This is a genomic window from Pseudomonas sp. GP01-A4, from assembly GCF_058780865.1.
The window spans coordinates 89,635-109,084 of sequence record NZ_JBYSWF010000005.1 but is presented as its reverse complement, the minus strand read 5'-3'; the positions used below and the strand labels follow the sequence as shown (position 1 = coordinate 109,084).

Annotated in this window: 16 protein-coding genes; 10 read left to right on the top strand and 6 right to left on the bottom strand. The window is 61.6% G+C overall.

Annotated elements, in window-relative coordinates; genetic code table 11:
• Nucleotides 1-20 precede the first annotated feature (20 nt).
• A complete protein-coding gene (locus AC3WKX_RS05495) occupies nucleotides 21-2,111 on the bottom strand; it encodes a TonB-dependent receptor family protein (RefSeq protein ID WP_173883012.1) in 2,091 nt (696 codons plus the stop codon).
• Nucleotides 2,112-2,268: 157 nt separating this feature from the next.
• Between AC3WKX_RS05495 and AC3WKX_RS05490 the strand changes: the two genes are divergently transcribed.
• From AC3WKX_RS05490 to AC3WKX_RS05460, 7 genes are all read left to right on the top strand, one after another.
• Entirely contained in the window at nucleotides 2,269-2,601 is a 333-nt protein-coding gene (locus tag AC3WKX_RS05490; protein WP_010169294.1) for a YceK/YidQ family lipoprotein, read from the top strand.
• A 53-nt stretch (nucleotides 2,602-2,654) separates the two neighbouring features.
• The gene (locus AC3WKX_RS05485; protein WP_008439144.1) at nucleotides 2,655-3,008 is read left to right on the top strand and encodes a YceK/YidQ family lipoprotein; all 354 of its coding nucleotides are present in this window, start codon (nucleotides 2,655-2,657) and stop codon (nucleotides 3,006-3,008) included.
• A gap of 154 nt (nucleotides 3,009-3,162) precedes the next feature.
• On the top strand, nucleotides 3,163-4,920 hold the full coding sequence (locus AC3WKX_RS05480) for a carbamoyltransferase family protein (protein ID WP_008439143.1): 1,758 nt from the start codon (nucleotides 3,163-3,165) through the stop codon (nucleotides 4,918-4,920).
• Nucleotides 4,921-5,817, top strand: a complete 897-nt coding sequence (locus tag AC3WKX_RS05475; RefSeq protein ID WP_003209464.1) for a GNAT family N-acetyltransferase — start codon at nucleotides 4,921-4,923, stop codon at nucleotides 5,815-5,817.
• Complete coding sequence (locus tag AC3WKX_RS05470; protein ID WP_102604283.1) at nucleotides 5,814-7,220, top strand: PIG-L deacetylase family protein; 1,407 nt, start codon at nucleotides 5,814-5,816, stop codon at nucleotides 7,218-7,220. Before AC3WKX_RS05475 ends, AC3WKX_RS05470 begins: the two co-directional genes overlap by 4 nt.
• 85 nt (nucleotides 7,221-7,305) lie before the next feature.
• Nucleotides 7,306-8,454, top strand: coding sequence for a glycosyltransferase family 4 protein (locus AC3WKX_RS05465; RefSeq protein ID WP_102604282.1), 1,149 nt, complete (start codon nucleotides 7,306-7,308; stop codon nucleotides 8,452-8,454).
• Nucleotides 8,451-9,335: a glycosyltransferase gene (locus AC3WKX_RS05460; protein WP_102604281.1), complete on the top strand. Its 885-nt coding sequence runs from the start codon at nucleotides 8,451-8,453 to the stop codon at nucleotides 9,333-9,335. Before AC3WKX_RS05465 ends, AC3WKX_RS05460 begins: the two co-directional genes overlap by 4 nt.
• Before the next feature lie 66 nt (nucleotides 9,336-9,401).
• Here the strand turns inward: AC3WKX_RS05460 and AC3WKX_RS05455 are convergent, their stop codons facing one another.
• Nucleotides 9,402-11,279 (bottom strand): bifunctional O-antigen ligase/aminoglycoside phosphotransferase family protein, encoded by a 1,878-nt coding sequence (locus AC3WKX_RS05455; protein ID WP_102604280.1) that lies wholly within the window; start codon nucleotides 11,277-11,279, stop codon nucleotides 9,402-9,404.
• Between the two features lie 159 nt (nucleotides 11,280-11,438).
• Between AC3WKX_RS05455 and msbA the strand changes: the two genes are divergently transcribed.
• Together msbA and hldE are read left to right on the top strand one after the other, a co-directional pair.
• Nucleotides 11,439-13,244, top strand: a complete 1,806-nt coding sequence (gene msbA / locus AC3WKX_RS05450) for a lipid A export permease/ATP-binding protein MsbA (protein ID WP_003209481.1) — start codon at nucleotides 11,439-11,441, stop codon at nucleotides 13,242-13,244.
• Between the two features lie 154 nt (nucleotides 13,245-13,398).
• A complete protein-coding gene (gene hldE, locus AC3WKX_RS05445; protein ID WP_003209486.1) occupies nucleotides 13,399-14,820 on the top strand; it encodes a bifunctional D-glycero-beta-D-manno-heptose-7-phosphate kinase/D-glycero-beta-D-manno-heptose 1-phosphate adenylyltransferase HldE in 1,422 nt (473 codons plus the stop codon).
• Between the two features lie 133 nt (nucleotides 14,821-14,953).
• On the opposite strand, the gene AC3WKX_RS05440 is transcribed toward hldE, so the two are convergent.
• The 4 genes from AC3WKX_RS05440 to AC3WKX_RS05425 all read right to left on the bottom strand — a co-directional run bounded on the left by AC3WKX_RS05440 (nucleotide 14,954) and on the right by AC3WKX_RS05425 (nucleotide 18,437).
• Nucleotides 14,954-15,922 carry a hypothetical protein gene (locus tag AC3WKX_RS05440; protein ID WP_008439131.1) on the bottom strand — a complete coding sequence of 323 codons (969 nt, stop codon included), beginning with the start codon at nucleotides 15,920-15,922 and terminating at the stop codon, nucleotides 14,954-14,956.
• A 41-nt stretch (nucleotides 15,923-15,963) separates the two neighbouring features.
• Nucleotides 15,964-16,776, bottom strand: a complete 813-nt coding sequence (locus tag AC3WKX_RS05435) for an aldo/keto reductase (protein WP_003209490.1) — start codon at nucleotides 16,774-16,776, stop codon at nucleotides 15,964-15,966.
• Entirely contained in the window at nucleotides 16,773-17,948 is a 1,176-nt protein-coding gene (locus tag AC3WKX_RS05430) for an NAD(P)/FAD-dependent oxidoreductase (protein ID WP_008439128.1), read from the bottom strand. The genes AC3WKX_RS05435 and AC3WKX_RS05430 overlap by 4 nt, the downstream gene beginning before the upstream one ends.
• Nucleotides 17,949-18,101: 153 nt before the next feature.
• Complete coding sequence (locus AC3WKX_RS05425) at nucleotides 18,102-18,437, bottom strand: DMT family transporter (RefSeq protein ID WP_003209492.1); 336 nt, start codon at nucleotides 18,435-18,437, stop codon at nucleotides 18,102-18,104.
• A 103-nt stretch (nucleotides 18,438-18,540) separates the two neighbouring features.
• Between AC3WKX_RS05425 and AC3WKX_RS05420 the strand changes: the two genes are divergently transcribed.
• Nucleotides 18,541-19,431: a LysR family transcriptional regulator gene (locus AC3WKX_RS05420; protein ID WP_008439125.1), complete on the top strand. Its 891-nt coding sequence runs from the start codon at nucleotides 18,541-18,543 to the stop codon at nucleotides 19,429-19,431.
• Nucleotides 19,432-19,450: the final 19 nt, after the last annotated feature.

The window sequence follows — 19,450 nt, the reverse complement described above, 5'->3', positions numbered from 1 at the left end:
ACAAGTTCGATGGTCAGTTTCTAAAATGTGTACTCGGCGCCGGCGCCTGCATACCACGAGCGTCCCGGCGCTGCTTCGTAATAGCGGCCGTTGCCGTCTCCGACAATCACCGACCCCACATATTGGCGATCCAGCAAGTTATCCAGGCGCAGGGTCTGGTGGAACGTCCAGTGCTCCACCTTCTGCTCAAAGCGTGCACGCCAGTTGAACACGCTGTAGCCCGGTGCCGCGTGTTGCTGGTTGGTATCTTCGACGTAGACCTTGCTGCGGTACATGCCTTCCACGGCGGTGCTGACCCAGTCCCGGGGTTTCCAGTTGAGCTCGGCGAATAGTGTGGTTTGCGGCACACCGGGGAGGTAGTTGCCTTTGTCCACCGGTTTGCCGCCACCGATGAAGTCGCTGTCGTAGGTGGCTTGCAGGCGGGTGTAGGCGATGTTGGTGCTCCACTGCTCGCTGAGCTGGCTTTCGATGCCCAGTTCGAAGCCGCGGCGCAGGGTGCGGCCGGCGTTCTGGTAGCTGGTGCGGCCGCCGATCGATTGGTCCACCACCAGCTCGTCCTCGGTGGTGATCTGGAAGACAGCGGCGTTGCCCCGGGTGTCGTTCAACTGTGCCTTCAAGCCCACTTCATACTGCGTGCTTTCCGACGGCTTCAGGCCGAAGTTGAACCCTTCGATGTTGCCCGGCGCGTACGCCAGTTCCGCCTGGGTTGGCGTCTCGAACCCCTTGCCGGCACTGACGTAGCCGTGCAGGTCGGGCGTGAAGGCATACATCACGCTCACGGACGGTGTGTTCTTCTGATAGGTCTTGTTGCCGCTGGAGTCGCCGTTGCTCAGGAACTGGTCGTCGACATCCAGTTCCATGGTGCTGTGGCGTACCCCGGCTTGCAGGGTCCAGCGATTGATGGCCCAGTTGGCCTGGATGTAGGGGTCGAGGCTGCGGGCGGTGTCGATTTCATCCCGGCGCAACTGGCCTTTTACGCCAACGGTGCTGCCGCTGTAGTTCTGGTAGCCGTGGCGGCTGTCTTCGCTCTGGTCGAAATCCAGGCCGGTGATGATCATCAGCTCGCCCGGCACGCTGTCGACCGGTTGCATCCAGCGCACGGAGCCGCCGTAGAACTTGCGGTCGAACTGCACCACGCCGCCGCCGCGTTCGTTGGCGGGCGTTCCCTTGGGAATCGACAGGTACTGAATCACGCTCCGTCGCCCGGTATAGGCATTCACCTGCAGTGTGGCATCACCGAAATACCGCTCGTAATTCATCCCCAGTTGCTGGTGGTCGATGCTTTTGCGGGTGTTGTACAGCTCGGCGGCGCTGCTGACCGAGCGCGGGTCGGCCTTGTACGCATCCCACGCCTGCCCCAGCGGATCCTGCGTGCCGTTCTGTTCCAGGCTGCTGTAGATCAGCGCCAGTTTGCTGTCTTCATCGGGCTCGAAATTGAGCTTGGCAAAGGTCTGGTCGCGGCGGGCGCTGCTGTGGTCGCGATAACCGTCGGTGTCCATGCGCGAGGCGTCCAGCACGAAGCCTGCGCCGTCTGCCGCGCCTTCGGCGGTGAGGTGGTTCTTGCTCAGGCCGTCACTGCCCACCAGCGTCTCGGCACCGATGCGCGGCGGGCCTTCGCCGTTGCGGGAGAACATCTGGATCACGCCGCCGGCATTGCTGCCATACAGCGTGGCGGCCGGGCCGCGCAGGACTTCGATGCGCTCGGCGGTGTCGAGGTTGAACGTCGCCGCCTGGCCCTGACCGTCCGGGGTGCTGGCGGGTATGCCGTCGGCGATCAGCTTGATACCGCGCACACCAAATGCCGAGCGAGCACCGAAGCCACGGGAGGAAATCTGCAAGTCCTGGGCGTAGTTCTGGCGATTTTGAACCACCAGGCCGGGCACGCGGGACAGTGCCTCTGAAGCATTGATGCCCAGTTGGCCATCGCTGATTTGCTCACGGCTGATGCTGTCCACCGAATACGGCAGGTCAAACGACGGGCTGGCACTGCGCGAACCGGTGACCACGCTGGGGTCCAGGACCAGTGGCGCTTCATCGGCCTGGACGCTGCTGTACAGGCCAAGCAGTCCGGGAAGCAGCATCGCAAATCGAGTGGGTACAACAACTTTCATGAGTAAACCAGCATCCATGGCGCACAAAAGTGCGCGAGTTTAACGATTCAGCCAGCTTTTGCCATTTCGGAATCTTCTTACATGGCGCGGCGGTGCGTGGGGTCTGGGTCACCAACAGGGCCGATGTTAGCGTTGCTGGCCATTCAGAGGGCTTGCCATGACGCTAAAAATGACTGCTGCGCTAAGCATTGGAATCCTTGTGTTGAGCGGCTGCGGAACGGCCAATACGCTGTTGCGCGAAGACGCGGCGGCGGCACGTGAACTCAGGAAGCAAAAAACCTACTGCCAGTCGATTCCCCGTGTCTACAGCGGGGTTGCCTTTGATTTCTGCCTGCTGCACGCCGCGCCGGACCTCACTGGCGTGCTGATGCCATTCGTTCTATTGGATATAACGGTCTCGGGCATTGTTGATACAGTGGTCCTGCCCTATACGGTCTACAAGCAAGGTACCGATGGCAACATCAGTATCTATTGGCGCCCGGGTTCATAAACGGATCCGGCAAGGTTGTATGGGGCAGGGATGAATGCCCACACTTATGCCAAATGGAGTTGTCCGTGAGTCTTGCAACCAGAGTCCTTCTCGCCGCTGTACTGGTATCCACCACCGGTTGCGGCACCATCAACACGGTGTTTCGCCCGGACGCCGTTGCCAGCCAGAACCTCAAGGAATCGCGCAGTTATTGTGAAAACGTGCCGCGTATCTACAGTGGGGTGATCTACGGTTTCTGCACCTTGAACGGCGCGCCCGACACCACCAAAGAGCACACGCGCGATGCCTCTGGCTCCCTGCCGATCTTCGCCGCCGAGCTCGTGGCCTCCGGCTTGCTCGACACCCTTGTGCTGCCCTACACGGTCTACCGCCAGAACAGGGACGGCAGCATCGAGATTTTCCGCTAGGCCTGCAGTGACAACCGGTCGCCACAATCCCTAGATCATCCCGCGCCGTGTTTACGCTATAATCCCGCCCTTTAGCTGTTTCTCGCCCAGGCGGGGAGCACACTTTTTTCAGGCGTGACGCGCCTGCATGCAGACTAAAAGAGGCTAGACCCCTGTGGCATTGACGATTCTTGGCCTGTCCGGCGCCCTTAGCCATGATCCTTCCGCAGCCTTGTACATCGACGGCAAGCTGATCGCGGCCGCCGAAGAAGAGCGCTTCGTACGCGACAAACATGCAAAGAACCGCATGCCCTACGAGTCGGCGAAGTTCTGCCTGGAACAAGCCGGTATCAAGCCTTCCGACGTTGATGTGGTGGCGATTCCGTTCGCCCCCATCAGCCTGTTCGGCGAGGCCCGCTGGCACTACGCCAAGCGTTACTGGTACGCCCCGGACCGCGCCCTCGACGCGATCCTGATGGGCAACCGTCGCTACAAGCGCTATCGCAACAAGATCGTCTGGTGCCTGGAGCAACTGGGCTTCGATCCGAAGAAAATCAAGATCGAACCGGTTGAACACCATCTGGCTCACGCCTCCAGTGCCTACCACTGCTCGGGCTTCCAGGAGAAGACCGCGATCCTCGGGATCGACGGCAAGGGCGAGTACGCCACCACCTTCTTCGGCTACGGCGAAAACGGCAAGATCCACAAGATCAAGGAATTCTACGATCCGGACTCCCTCGGCGGCCTGTATGGCGCGATCACCGAGTTCCTCGGTTTCGAGATGCTCGACGGTGAGTTCAAGGTCATGGGCATGGCGCCGTATGGCGATGCCAGCAAGTACGATTTCTCGCGCCTGGCCTCCTTTGAAAACGGCGAGCTGGTGATCAACACCGACTACGCCAACGTCATCGGCCTGCGCCGCTACAAAGAGAAGGGCAAGGGTTTCTACTTCTCGCCAAAACTGATCGAGTGGCTGGGTCCGAAGCGCGAAGGCGATATCGCCGACGAGCCGTACATCCACTACGCGGCCAGCATGCAGGCGCTGTTCGAGAAGCTGGCGTTGCAGATGATCGACCATTACCTGGGCGACATCCTCAAAGACACCGGCAAGCTGGCGTTTGCCGGCGGCTGTGCGCTGAACGTCAAGCTGAACCAGAAGATCATTGCCCGCGACGACGTCAAGGAGCTGTTCGTGCAGCCGGCGTCCGGCGATGCCGGTACTGCGGTGGGTGCAGCCGCCTACGTGTCTCACGCCCGTGGCGTACCGGTTGAGAAGATGGAACACGTCTATCTCGGCCCGTCCTACAGCAACGAAGACGTGATCGCGGCGTGCGCCAAGCACGAGAGCAAGCCGGTTTGGCGCAAGATTGAAAACATGCCCAAGCGCATCGCCAGGATCATGGTCGACGGCAACCCGGTGGCCTGGTTCCAGGGCCGCATGGAGTTTGGCCCGCGTGCCCTGGGCGGTCGTTCGATCATCGGTTGCCCAAGCGCCACCGGCGTGGCTGACCGGATCAACCACCAGATCAAGTTCCGCGAGCGCTGGAGGCCTTTCTGCCCGTCGATGCTCGACACCGTTGCGCCACAGATGATCAAGGTCGATCACCCGGCGCCGTTCATGACCTTCACTTTTGAAGTGTCGGAAGAGTGGAAAACCCGCGTGCCGGAAGTGGTCCATGAAGATGGTACCTCCCGTGCCCAGGTGCTCAAGCGCGAATACAACCCGCGCTACTACGACATGATGAAAGAACTGGAAGTACTGACCGGCAATGGTGTGTCGCTGAACACCTCGCTCAACCGTCGTGGCGAAGCGATGATCTGCTCGCCGACCGACGCGCTGAACATGTTCTTCGGTTCCGACCTGCAGTACCTGATCATGGAAGACATCCTCGTGGTCAAGGACGGCGTGGACCCTTATGACGCCGTGGTCTAAATGCTGAACCGCTTCCAGGGCTGGCGTGAACGTGGCTGGACGCCTGTCGAGGCCGAGGTTTACGCCCAGGCCTGGCAGCGTTTTGGCGGCAGCGTGGCGACTCATCCGCAGATCGTCGAGCGGCTGGCGCACCTGGCGCAGATTCCGGTGCGCTACCTGGGCTGGGAGCAGGACGGTGAGCTGAAGGGCGCAATTGCTACCTGGGGGCGCGACCTGGCCCTGTCCAAGGACGTGCTCAAGCGCAAAGGCAAAAAAGGCCTGTTTGATCTGGGTAACGCCGAGATCATCCTGCCGCTTGCCGCCGATGCGCAGGTGCCGTTGCGCCATCGCGCGCGCTATCTCTCTGCACTGAATGAAGGGCGCGTGAGCACCCTCAAGCCCCAGGCTGAGCAGTTGGCCATGGCGCGCACACCGGAAGAGCTGTCGAAGAAGTTTCGCTACAACCAGCGCCGCGAACTGCGTTTGCTGGAAGAGGCGGGCGGCGTGGTAAGGGCGGTCGGCGAGTTTTCCAGCAGCGAACTGGCGGCGATTTACTGCGACCTGTTCCAGCGGCGTTGGGGTTTCCCTGCGGCGGGGGCCGAGCGTTTGGCCGAGGTGCTGGAGTTGCTCAAGGAATTCCTGTTCGGCTCGGTGCTGTTTCTCAATGATGCTGCGATTGCCGTGCAACTGGTGTATCAGGTGCAGGCGCCGCAGTGGGTCAGCGCCGAATACGTCAACGGCGGTGTCGACCCTGAAACCAAGGCGTTCAGCCCCGGCAGCGTGCTGAGCTTCCTCAATACCCAAAGTGCCTGGGAGCAAGCGCGGGCGAGCGACAAGCCGCTGCGTTTCTCCTTCGGGCGTTCCGACCGTGAATACAAGGAGCGCTGGTGCAACCCGGTGCCGGTGTTCAGCGTATGAGTCGCAAACAGCAATTGCTCAAGCAGCACCGGCGCAACAAGCGTATTGCGCTGTTGGTGGGCCTGTTGCTATTGGTGGCTGTCGGTGTGCTGGTGGCCTGGTGGTTGCCACTGGTGCTGGCCGTGGTGCTGTGGGCCGCACATGAGGCCTGGTTTGCCGATCATCTGTTCTACTCGCCGAAAGACGATTATGAGTACGCGTTTCCTGAAGGGAGCGAGTGCGCGGGCCTGCGTCTTGAAGCCGGGCGCCTGCTGTTGGACACGCCTCTGGTGGGCGATGAAACCCTGATCGTCGGGGTTGAACTCAAAAGCTCTTGGCTCGGGCGTTTTCTCGATCCTGCGGTGGACGTGTCGGGCCTGGATGCACCCGACCGGCAAGTCTTCGAGCGTGGTCTTTCAGGCCGGCGTTACCTCAACCTGACGGGCATGGGCGAAGCACTCGCCGGCGGTAAGCTGCGCTTGCGCGGGCGCTTCTGCCGGATCAAGGGGCAGCCGACGCTCTGGTTGTTCCGCCAACCGGACTACCGTCGCCAACGGGTGATGGTCATCGCGCCCCATGCCGACGATGCCGAACTCGCCGCTTTCAGCCTCTACAGCCAAGCCGATGAGAGCTGGATCGTCACCCTGACGGCGGGCGAAATCGAAGCCGATCACTATCAGCAGTTGGGCATGCCCAAAGCCGATGCCGCACGACTCAAAGGCCGCCTGCGTGCCTGGGACAGTGTCACCGTGCCGCGTTGGGCGGGCGTTCCCGAAGCGCAGTGCGTGCAGTTGGGTTACTTCTGCATGCAGCTTGCAGCGATGCAGGCCGCACCGGATCAGCCCCAGGCTTCCCGGGAAGCTCAGTTGGACGATACGCGGCTGTTTCGCCAGTTCAATGCCCTGGCCTTGCCCGGGGATGTGGACGGCGCCCCGACCTGGAATAACCTGATTGCCGACCTGCGGGCATTGCTGCTCAAGGCGCGCCCGCAGGTGATCGTGTTGCCGACGCCGTTGCTGGATCCGCACCCGGATCACATCTGCGCCCACGCCGCGATTCTCGAAGCCTTGCAAGGCCTGGAGTGGCAACCGGGCACGTTGCTCGGCTACGCCAACCACCTGCATGATAACGATCGTTGGCCCATGGGTGATTCGGGCGCTGGCGTGGCCTTGCCGCCGCGTTTTGATGCCTCCCGTGAACTTGTGCCTTGCAGTTTGCCGCTGACGCTCAGCCAGCAGCAGGACAAGGCCATGGCCCTGGGCATGATGCACGACTTGCAGCCGCGGGCGCCGTTCAAGCGCCGCGTGCGCAGGTGGTTGCAGCAATTACTGGCGGGCCGTAGTCCATCGCCTTACGGAGAGAATGAGTTCTTCCGCAAGGCGGTGCGCCGTCATGAGTTGCTCTGGGTGTTGAAGCAGGATTGAGACCTTATTGAAGGCAGGCTTGCAGCGCCTGCCGCCCCTTTTCGCCGGGCTGCGCGCCCGCAGCCAGATTGCAGCATGGAGAGTTATGAAACCTCGTTTCAAGGTTTTGCAGTTACAGCCGGACTACAACGTCAAGACCCACGACTTCGCCGACCTCGGCGAGCAGATCGTCAAGGCCTTGCCGGCTGAACGTTTCGAGGTCACATCCGGGTTCCTCAGCGGCCGCCCGCTGCCCGGCCAGCCCCTGAGCGTGGCTGAGCACTCCCATTATTTCGAGTTGCCGGAAAAGTCCCTCAAGGGCATTCGTTTCGGCGCGATGTGGCAGATCTACAAATATTGCCGCGAGCAGAAATTCGACGTGGTCATCTGTAACCGCTTCAAGTCGGTGAACATGATGCTGTCGCTCAACCGCTGGTTGAAGATCCCCCTGTGCATCGGCATTTCCCACGGTTTTGGCGAGTACGCCCGGGGCTACCGCCGGCGCCAGACGCAGAAGTGGGTCAGCCCGGCGTGGCGATTCGTCGGGGTGTCGGCAGCGGTCAGGGATTACCTGGTGGACCTCAACTGCGGGTTCACCCGCGAAAACACCACCTTTGTCACCAATGCCATCGACATCCCCCAGGCCGAAGCCTTGCAGTTGCCACGGGATGAAGCGCGCGAGGCCCTGGGTCTGCCGCTGGATGCACGGATGATTGGCGCCCTGGGCCGCCTGGTGCCGATCAAGGGCCACACCCATTTGTTGCAAGCGTTCGCCACCCTCAAGGACAAATACCCTGAGGCCCAGGTGGGGATCATCGGCTCCGGCCGCGCCGAAGCAGACCTGCGCGCCGATATCGAGCGCCTGGGCCTGACCGGCCGTGCGCACCTGCTGGGCTTTCGCGAAGATGGCATGAAGTATGTGCGCGGTTTCGACATCTGGACCATGCCGTCGTTGTTCGAAGGCCTGGGCCTGGCGCTGCTGGAAGGCATGAGCGGCCATTTGCCGGTGATTGCCTCCAACGGCCCGGCAATGTTGCCGTTGGTGGAAGGTGCAGGCGGCCTATCCCATGACCCGGGCAACGTCGAGCAACTGGCGGCGGCGCTGGACACTTACCTGGCGTTGAGCGACGAGCAGTTGCGTGCCAAGGGCGAGCAAGTGTTCCGCTACCTGGAAGAAAACCACACCCTGGACGAGTTCCGGCACAAGTATTTGAACCTGATCGAAACCGGTCTGCGTGAAGTAGGTAAAGCATGAGTCTGCAGCAACCCCTGGTCACTGTGATCATCGCCTCCTACAACCACGGGCCGTACATCGAGCAGAGCATTCTCAGTGTGCTCGGCCAGACCTACCCCAACATCGAGTTGCTGGTGGTAGACGATGGCTCCAGGGATGACAGCGTGGAGCGCATCCAGCGCTTGCAGGCCGAACACGGGTTTGATTTCCAGGTGCAGCAGAACCAGGGCCTGACCAATACCCTGAACGGTGCCATCGCTCGCGCCAAAGGCAGCCTGATCGCGCCATTCGGCTCCGATGACATCATGCTGCCTGAGCGCATCGCCACCCAGGTTGCCTACATGGAAGGCAAGCCGAAGGTGGGTATTTGCGCCGGCAATATCGAGTTGATTGATGGGGACGGCAAGCCATACCCGGAGAAGAAGCAGCGCCGCGACTTGCCGTTTCGCAGCCTGGATTTCGATGACCTGTTCCTCGATCGCAAGCCCTTTCCGCCGGCACCGACGCTGATGATCCGTCGGCAGGCGCTGGAAGAGGTCGGAGGGTTCGATCCGTTGATTCCGCTGGAAGACTTGCTGATCGAATTGAAGATCACCCACGCCGGGTACACCATCGACGTGTTGAACGTGGTGATGGCGCGCTATCGCCAGCACGCGACCAACACCTACAAGAATCACCGCTACATGATCCAGAACATCCTCAAGACCTACGGGTTGTTCAGCGATCATCCCGCCTACGATCAGGTTCGCTACAACTTCCTGAACTCGATGTTCCTCAAGACCGCCGACCGTGACCGCCCACTGGCGCGGGAGATCCTCAAGCAGATTCCGTTGAAGTTCTGGGGTCGCAAGACCTTGCGTGGGTTGGTGCGGCTGTACCTGGCGCCGCAGCGCAGCTCATAGGGCTTCGGCCGGGCCATTGCGTTCACCGCAATGGCCCGGGGCCTGCAACCCCGGCGCTTCAAACCATCACTTGGCCGGGTTCGCTACCTGCGCAACCGGACGATTGAGCCTGGACACCTGGTCACGGATCTTCGCCGTGGCGCTTGGCGATGCTGCCGAAGCGTAGCCAGCGGCGAGTTGTTCAAAGTGGGTTTCGAACAACCAGTTGCGGTCCTGGGGATAACGCTGCATGTGCCGCAGGTTGCGCTGGCGCAGGGCGTTACGCAGCGGCGATGGGTAGATGCGCATGTCTGCCACGTCAATCAGGCCGAACTCGCCATCATCCATCAAAAGTACGTTGCCCAGGTGCAGGGAGCGGAAGTACACGCCGCGCTCGTGGAGCTGGGCCATGAACCGGCCGAAACGTTCGATCAGCGATTCCCGCAGGCTGCTGTCCAGGCTTTGCAGGGCCTGGCGCAGGGTCAGGCCGGGCAGCGGCTGATAACGTACGGCGCTGCTCGCATCCTTTAACTGATAGAGATTGAGGATGACCGGTGATGGAATCCCCAATGCACGCAGTTGCTCGCTGTTGCTGGCAAAGCGCTCTGAATAGGGATTGAAGCTGCCTGAGGTGTACCAGCGACGAGGGCGGAACAGCTTGAGGAAGCTGCCATCGTCCAGGCGCAGGACCTTGGGCCCGAGGCCATCGGCTTCGATCACGTGGGCGTTGGCGCACAGCTGTTCGAAGTCTTGCGATTTCAGGCGTTGAACCGGCATGCGCAGCAGGCTGCGGCGACGCTGGGCGATGCTCAGGCCGGCGATCAGTGCCAGCGGGATCCACAGCAGGAACCAGTGTTCTTTTGGCCGCGAGAGAATGCCGCCGCCTTCGGTCAGGCCGGCACCGATGCCATAGGCCAGCAAGGAGGAGGCCAGGATGAACAATGGCTGTGCACGTTCCTTGAGGCTTTTGTACAGGCCCCAGCCGAGCATGAAGGCCCACGGGATGAAGCCGATGATGCCGACGTAATACAGCACGCCGAGGGCAAAGCTGTGGGGTTCGCGCAGTTGATAGCCGTCGGCAATCGTCAGGTACAACTCTGAGTCGTAGCTGTGGCCGATCCAGGGGTGTTCGGCGATACGCGCGAGCGACATGCTCCAGAGTTCGAACCGGAACGAGCTGCCACGATTGGTGATCATTTCGGGATAGAACAGCAACAGCGCCGCAGCGCCCAGCGCCATACAGGCGATCAGCAGGGCCGAGCGCCGATTGCGACTGATGAAACTCATCCAGAGCACGGCGAGGACCAGTGCAACCATCGGTGTTCTCGAGCCGGTGGCCAGCACCGCCGCGGCCATGATTGCCAGTGCCGGAACGCTGAACCAGAGTACGTGAGCACGCTTGGTAGTCATGCACACGTACAGCCAGTAAACGCAGAAGAATCCAAATACGTGAGAGCTCAGCAGCGGATTATCAAGTGCCCCACGCCCGCCGATCATTCGCGTGCCATCCGAGATATGGGGAGCAAAAGCCACCAGGCTGCAGGCGCTCGATACAAGCGCAATCAGCGCGGCGCAGAAGAAGATCGGCTTGAACAGTTCGTTGCGGTAATGCAGCAACAGTCCGAAACCGGCAAACAACGTGAAGGTATTCGGTGGCCGCTTGAACAGGTCGGAGTCTGTCGTAGCCTCAGGGCTCCAGAGCAGGCTGGTGAGCGCCCAGCCCGAGAAAACCAGGAAGGCAATCGCCAGGGGCTCGCGCAATACCTGCTTGAATTCCGTCGGGCGCAGGCACAGCAGCAACAGTGTCGGCGCGGCGAATAGAAGGTAGTAAAACCTGTGCAGCACATTTCGATTGGTAACGAAGAACAGCGCACTCAGGAGCAGCAACAAGCCGATGGGCAGAATCCACAGACAGAGGAAGTCGAAAACGCGGTTTGAGCCATAGGTAAGGCGCTTGGATTGCATACAGAAAAGCCGTTCCAGTATAAAGAAAGCCAACCATACTAAAGTAGTGGCTATACAATGTCGCCCGTTGGATCCAACGGGGCCGCGGTTGTGCCGCGTGCAAGTACAACAGAGAAGCTGTGCTAAAGTCAGCCTCCTTTTTCAAAACCGCCGCGTGATATGACCGACTCCAGTCCGAGCGCAAGCCCTTCGAGCTTGAAAATATACTTCCGCCTGCTCAGCTACGTTAAGCCCTATGCCGGCTTGTTCGCGCTGAGTATCGTCGGCTTTCTGATTTTCGCTTCGACCCAGCCGATGCTGGGCTACATCCTCAAGTACTTTGTCGATGGCCTGTCCAACCCTGAAGCGGTGTTGTTCCCCACGGTGCCTTTCCTGCGTGACCTGCAACTGCTGCAGGCCGTGCCGTTGCTGATCATCCTGATCGCCGCGTGGCAGGGCCTCGGTTCGTTCCTGGGCAACTACCTGCTGGCCAAGGTTTCCCTGGGCCTGGTCCACGACCTGCGGGTGCAGTTGTTCAACAACCTGCTGACCCTGCCGAACCGCTATTTCGACAATCACAACTCCGGGCACCTGATCTCCCGCATCACCTTCAACGTGACCATGGTCACCGGTGCTGCGACCGATGCCATCAAGGTGGTGATTCGCGAAGGCATGACGGTGATCTTCCTGTTCGCCTCGCTGCTGTTCATGAACTGGCGGCTGACCCTGGTGATGATCGCCATCCTGCCGTTGATTGCCGTGATGGTCAGCACCGCAAGCAAGAAATTCCGCAAGCAGAGCAAGAAGATCCAGGTTGCGATGGGCGATGTGACCCACGTTGCCTCGGAAACCATCCAGGGCTACCGCGTGGTGCGCAGCTTCGGCGGTGAGGTGTATGAGCAGAAGCGCTTCCTCAAGGCGAGCCTTAGCAACACCAACAAGCAACTGCGCATGACCCGCACCGGCGCGATCTATACGCCGGCGCTGCAACTGGTGATCTACAGCGCCATGGCAGTGTTGATGTTCCTGGTCCTGTACCTTCGCGGTGATGCGTCGGCGGGTGACATGGTCGCCTACATCACGTTGGCCGGCCTGTTGCCCAAGCCAATCCGCCAGCTGTCCGAAGTCAGCTCGACCATCCAGAAAGGCGTGGCCGGTGCCGAAAGTATTTTCGAGCAGTTGGACGAAGACGTGGAAATCGATCGCGGCACCATCGAGCGCGACAAGGTCAGCGGCCGCCTGGAAGTGCGCAACCTGAACTTCACCTACCCGGGCACCGAGCGTCATGTGCTCAAGGACATCACTTTTACCGCAGAGCCCGGGCAGATGGTTGCCCTGGTGGGGCGTTCGGGTAGCGGCAAGTCGACACTGGCCAGCCTGATCCCGCGTTTCTACCACCATGAGAGCGGTGAGATCCTGCTCGACGGCGTGGAAATCGAAGACTATCGCCTGCTCAACCTGCGTCGGCACATCGCCCAGGTGACCCAGCATGTGACCCTGTTCAGCGACACGGTGACCAACAACATCGCCTACGGTGACCTGGCCGGCGCACCGCGGGCCGATGTCGAGGCGGCAGCGGCCGATGCCTATGCCAAGGACTTCATCGACCAGTTGCCCAAGGGCTTCGACACCCAGGTCGGCGAAAACGGCGTGCTGCTGTCCGGCGGCCAGCGCCAGCGCCTGGCAATCGCCCGGGCCTTGCTCAAGAACGCGCCATTGCTGATCCTCGACGAGGCCACCTCGGCGCTGGACACCGAATCGGAGCGCCATATCCAGGCCGCCCTGGACAAGGTCATGCAAGGTCGCACGACCCTGGTGATCGCTCACCGCCTGTCGACCATCGAGAAAGCCGACCTGATCCTGGTGATGGACGATGGCCGGATAGTCGAGCGCGGTACCCACGGCGAATTGCTGGCGCAAAACGGTTACTACGCCCGGCTGCATGCCATGGGCCTGGACGCGCCGATCCCGGCCGACATCACCTGATCTGCAGGAGCCGGCTTGTCGGCGATGGCCACCGCGGTTGCACTGAAAAACCGCGGTGGCCGCATCGCCGGCAAGCCGGCTCCTACATTGCACAAGCCTTTGACAACCCTGTGGTAATATCGCGCCCCTGTTCATTTTGTATGTGGGTTGCTCCATGAAGTTGTCCATGCCGCGATTCGATCAAGCCCCTGTCTTGGTGGTCGGCGATGTCATGCTCGACCGTTACTGGCATGGCGGTACCTCACGGATTTCCCCTGAGGCACCGGTACCGGTAGTCAAGGTCGAGCAAATCGAAGACCGTCCAGGTGGCGCTGCCAACGTTGCCCTCAATATTGCCGCCCTCGGCGCCCCGGCATCCCTCGTGGGTGTGACCGGCGACGACGAGGCTGCCGACAGCCTGGCCAACAGCCTGAAGGGTGCGGGTGTGCGTGCGCTGTTCCAGCGCATTCCCCACCAGCCGACCATCGTCAAGCTGCGGGTCATGAGTCGGCACCAGCAATTGCTGCGTATCGATTTTGAAGAACCCTTCGCCACCGATGCCCTGGTGCTCAGCGCCCAGGTCGACGAGATGCTCGAAGGCATCAAGGTGCTGGTGCTGTCCGACTACGGGAAAGGCGCCTTGAAAAACCATCAGGTACTGATCCAGGCCGCCAAGGCCCGGGGCATTCCGGTGCTGGCAGATCCCAAGGGCAAGGACTTCTCGATTTATCGGGGCGCCAGCCTGATCACGCCGAACCTCAGCGAATTTGAAACCATCGTCGGCGGTTGCGTCGATGAGCACGAGCTGGTGACCAAGGGCGCCCAACTCATGGCCGACCTCGACCTGGGTGCCTTGCTGGTGACCCGTGGCGAACACGGCATGACCTTGCTGCGTCCCGATCACCCGGCCATGCACCTGCCGGCGCGGGCCCGTGAAGTGTTCGACGTGACCGGTGCCGGTGACACCGTGATTTCCACCCTGGCCGCGGCAATTGCGGCGGGCGAGGAATTGCCCCATGCGGTGGCCCTGGCCAACCTGGCAGCAGGTATCGTGGTCGGCAAGCTCGGTACGGCGGCCATCAGTGCCCCTGAGCTGCGCCGCGCCATCCAGCGATCCGAAGGCTCGGAGCGCGGCGTGTTGAGCCTTGAGCAACTGTTGCTGGCGATTGACGATGCCCGTGCCCATAACGAGAGCATTGTCTTCACCAACGGTTGCTTCGACATCCTCCACGCCGGTCACGTGACCTACCTGGAGCAGGCGCGGGCCCAGGGCGATCGCTTGATCGTGGCAGTCAACGATGATGCGTCGGTCAGCCGCCTCAAGGGGCCAGGCCGGCCGATCAACAGTGTCGACCGTCGCATGGCGGTGCTGGCAGGTTTGGGTGCGGTGGACTGGGTGATCAGCTTTGCCGAGGCGACCCCGGAAAACCTGCTGGCCCAGGTCAAGCCGGACGTGCTGGTCAAGGGCGGTGATTATTCCGTCGACCAGGTGGTGGGTGCCGATATCGTCAGTGCCTACGGTGGCAAGGTCAAAGTGCTGGGGTTGGTGGAAAACAGCTCGACCACGGCGATTGTCGAGAAGATCCGCAATAACTGATGGTGGGAGCGGGTTCGTGTGGGAGCGGGCTTGCTCGCGAAAGCGGTGGGTCAGCTGGCAGATGCAGTGACTGATACACCGCCTTCGCGAGCAAGCCCGCTCCCACATTTGACTGCCGCGACCTGACGTCCGGTTACCGGTTGGCTTTTTTCTTCGGCACGATCTTGCGCAAGATCTGCCGCGCCTTACCCGTCAAGCGCTTCAGCTTCGACTCTTTCTCGGGTGCACTCAGCCCCTGCTGGCGCAGCCAGTCCTTCCAGCGGATCCGCTCATCCCGCACGATCCAGCCTTCCTGCTGGGCAAAGCTTTCAGCCAGATACAACCCTCGCGTACTCGCCGGATACAGCTGATCCTTCTTCAAGGTATAAAGCTCCGCACACGGCTGCCCGTCCTTCAGCGGCATCAGGTACAGGTCCGGGCGCTGGCGGTCCAGGCGGGCCACCAATTGGTCGCCCTCCAGGCGCTCGTCCACATGAAACAGGCTCAGGGACTTCGCCTCCTTGGGCACTTCCAGGCGCAAGTCATAAATCAACTGCAGCGAAGCCGTGGGCAGGTGCACGTAGGCGCGTGGTCGTTCAATCAATTGCATGGTGGCGCAGCGCACCGGGCGCGCGGCCCCGGACAGCGGTGAGAGGCGGAACGGCAACGCTTCGCGGTAGTGCAGGGCCGACGAGTAGGGCGCCGGCAGCCAGGTGTCATTGAAACGACCGCCCAGCCAGCCTTCCGGGGTTTCCAGCAGGCATTCCTCGGCGATTTCCTGGATGGCGGTGTGCAGTGGCAGGTTCAGTTCGTGGGCCGGCACATAGCCGGAGATCAGCTTGAGCACGACGTCGCCACGGTCTTGTCGGCGCTGGCGCACCAGCACCCAGTAATCTCGGTTCTGCCAGTGCAGCGTCAGGCGCACCGAGACCCCAAGGTTGGCCAGCTCCAGCACGAAACGCTCGGTGTCTTTCACCTCCACCGGCTTGCGCCGTTGCAGGGTCTGGGCGAAGTTGAGCGGCATGCCGACGCTCTGGTAGCTCAAGCCTTCGGGGGTTGCTTCGACGTGCAGCGGCAGTGTCTTGAAGTTGCTGGGGTTCTTTCTTATGAGCGTTCGCGGCATGTCGGCTCCTTCTTGCGTCGGGGTCGGCCGCGTCGGCGGCATCAGAGTTGGCGAATGACCTTGGCAGCGGTCGCCACGTTGTGGGCGAGGTGCAGCGGATTAATGGTCCCGACAATAGCACTGGCAACGCCAGTTTGCGCAAACAACAGCATGAAACTGGCGTGAATTGGATCCACTCCGGATTCCAGGCAGACATGGCCACTGGCTAGTGCCTTTTTCACCAGGATGCCCTTGCCGTGTGCGGCGGCATAATCAATGACGGCTTTCTCGGCCTGTTCGTTCAAATTGTAGGTGACCATGGCGCAATCACCTTGTTCCAGAGCCTTTACACCGCCCTCGACGGTTTTGCCGGAGAAGCCGAAACCACGGATCTTGCCCTCGCGCTTGAGGTCTTCCAGGGTCTGGTAAACCTCGCAATCATTGAGGATATGCAGGTCGTTGCCGTCGGAGTGCACCAGCACCAGGTCGATAAAATCCGTTTCCAGTCGTTTCAGGCTGCGCTCCACCGAAAGCCGGGTGTGGGCTGCGCTGAAGTCGTGATGGGATACGCCTTCGGCAAATTCTTCGCCCACCTTGCTGACAATTACCCATTCCTGGCGCTGGCCGCGCAACAGCGGGCCCAGGCGTTCTTCGCTGCGGCCATAGGCGGGCGCAGTGTCGATCAGGTTGATGCCCAATTGCCGGGCCTGGCGTAACAGCATCCGCGCCGCATCGTCATCGGGAATCTGGAAGCCACTGGGGTATTTCACGCCTTGGTCGCGGCCCAGCTTGACGGTGCCCAGGCCCAGCGGCGAGACCAGCAGGCCGGTGCTGCCCAGCGGGCGGTGGAGGTCGTGCAGAGTCGGCAGGGTCATGGCAGCAGTTGCTCCCAGGCGGGTTGGGCGATGGCGGGTTTCGGCAGCTCGGGCAGTTTTTCGGTAGTTCCTGGCTTGATGCCGTCACGTTCCAGTGCGTTGATCACTCGATCGGCGAAATCCGGTGCCAATGCCAGCTTGGTCGGCCAGCCCACCAACAGGCGATCCTGTTCGGCGAGGAACGCGTTGTCCGGGCGGGTCAGGCCTGACTGCAATGGTTCGGCGCGGTCGACGCGCAAGGTGGCCCATTGGGTCTGGCTCATGTCGATCCAGGGCAGCAACTGCCCCAGCTCTTTTTGGGCGGTGGCGATCTGTTGCTCCGGGGTGCGGGCCACACCTTCGGCTTCGGCGATATCGCCGCCCAGGTACCACACCCAATTGCCGTCGGCGGCGGGATGCGTGGTCACGGTGATGCGCGGCTTGGTGCCGCCCCCCAGGCAGTGGGCGTACAGCGGCTTCAGGCCGGGGCCCTTGGCGATGATCATGTGCAGCGGTCGGCGTTGCATGGCGGGCTGGCTCAGGCCCAGGGCGCCGAGCAGGTCAGCGGTGCCGCCGCCGGCGCTGACGACGATACGCTGGGCGCGGATCTCACGGCCATCGACCTTCAGGCCGACCAGAGTGCCTTGTTCCAGCAAGGGTTCGATCTGTTTACCCGCGAGCAAACCGTCGCCGGCCAGTTGGGCCAGGCGTTCGATAAGGCTTGGGACGTCGATCACCAGTTCGGCCAGGCGATAGACCTTGCCCTTGAAGCGGCGATCTTGCAGGGCCGGTGGCAGGTCATCGCCCTTCACTTGATCCACGCGGCCACGCACGGCCTTGCTCGCGAAGAAACTGGTGAGGTTGCCGGCGATGGTGCCCGGCGACCACAAATAGTGGGCTTCGGACAGCAGGCGCACACCGGAGAGATCCAGTTCACCGTTGCCCGCCAGGGCTTCGCGCCAGCGGCGGGGCATGTCGGCGATGGCTTCGGAGGCACCGGTCAGGGCGCCGTGCAGTGCATATTTGGCGCCGCCGTGGATGATCCCCTGGGACTTCACGCTTTGCCCGCCACCGAGGGTGGCGCTTTCCACCAATACCGTGGAAAAGCCCTGGCGGCGCAGGCGCGCATTGAGCCAGAGGCCGGCAACCCCGGCGCCGACAATCAGAACGTCGGTGGAAATAACGGATGGCATGCAGCGACCTCAGTGTTCAAGACAGGCTGCGCAGTATACAGGCTCATGAAGTGAATCTTCGCCCCAACGCTCCCTGATGACAGACGCACCGCAGGAGCTGTCGAGTGGAACGAGGCTGCGAGTTTCGGCCTCAATTGAATCTCACTTGGACGCTCAGTGCCCGGCCGTTTTCGAGAACAACTGAATCACCACCACGCCCAGCACAATCAGGCCCATGCCCAGCATCGCCGGGATATCCAGTTTCTGCCCGTAGATAAACAGCGCGGCGATGCTGACCATCACGATGCCCATCCCGGCCCACACTGCATACGCGACACCCACCGGCACGGTGCGCACCACCAGCGTGAGCATCCAGAAGGCCACGCCGTAGCCGACGATCACCAGCAACAACGGGATTGGCGTGCTGAAACCCTTGATCGCTTTCATGGAAACGGTGGCGATCACTTCCGAGCAGATGGCAATGGCCAGGTAATAGTAGGCGGCGTTCATGGGGTAAATCCTCGGTACAGGGTCGCTTGATAAGGTTGGCATTTTAGAGACTTACCAGATGCGGTAAAGTCATTACCTATCCGAATTGAAGATGGGTTGAGCCATGAGCGTGCAGTGGAGTCTTGAGCAAATGCGCCTGTTTGTCAGCGTCGCCGAGCAGCGTTCATTTTCGGCGGTGGCGCGGGACCAGCGTCGGGCACAATCGGCAGTCAGCAATGGGATTGCCCTGTTGGAGGCGGACCTGGGCGTATCCCTGTTTGACCGCAGCAGCGGCCGCCAGCCCCGTTTGACCGAGGCGGGCACGGCACTGCTCGAGGAGGCGCGGGAAGTCTTGCGCCAGTGCGAGCGCCTGAATGGCCGTGCCTTGTCATTGATGCGCGGTGAAGAGGCGCGCCTGCGCCTGGCCCAGGATGAAGCCATGCTCTATCAGCCGGTGCTCGATAGCCTCGAAGCGCTGGCGGGAAAATTTCCCAGCCTGGAAGTGCAGTTGTCCAGCGCCGCCCAAGGCGATGTCGCGCGCAAGCTGGTGGAGCGCAAGGCGGATCTGGGCCTGCTGTTCTATCACGATCAGATCCCCGAAGCGTTGGAGCGCCGCGTGCTGGGCAGTGTGGAGATGGTGACCGTGTGCGGTATCGGGCATCCCATGGCCAAGGAACAGTTCGTGGATTGCCAGCGCCTGGCGCAGTTTCGCCAATTGCTGATGGCGACCCAGACCAGTGTGTATCCCGGCAGCGAGGCCGCCAGCCCGCAAGTGTGGCGGGCTGACAGTTTCTACGTGCTGGCCGAATGGCTTGCGCGCGGCCTGGGTTGGGCCTGGTTGCCGCGGCATGTGGTGCAGTATCCGGCCTATCAGAACCAGATGGTCGAACTGAACAGCGAATGGACCCCGCCGGCGCTGGTGGTGGAGCTGGTCTGGCGCCGCGACGAGCCCCTCGGCCCGGCCGCGCGTTTCCTCGCCGAACGTTTTGCCGAGTGCTTGCAGGCGATCGACTGAAAAAGCCGATAAACTCCGC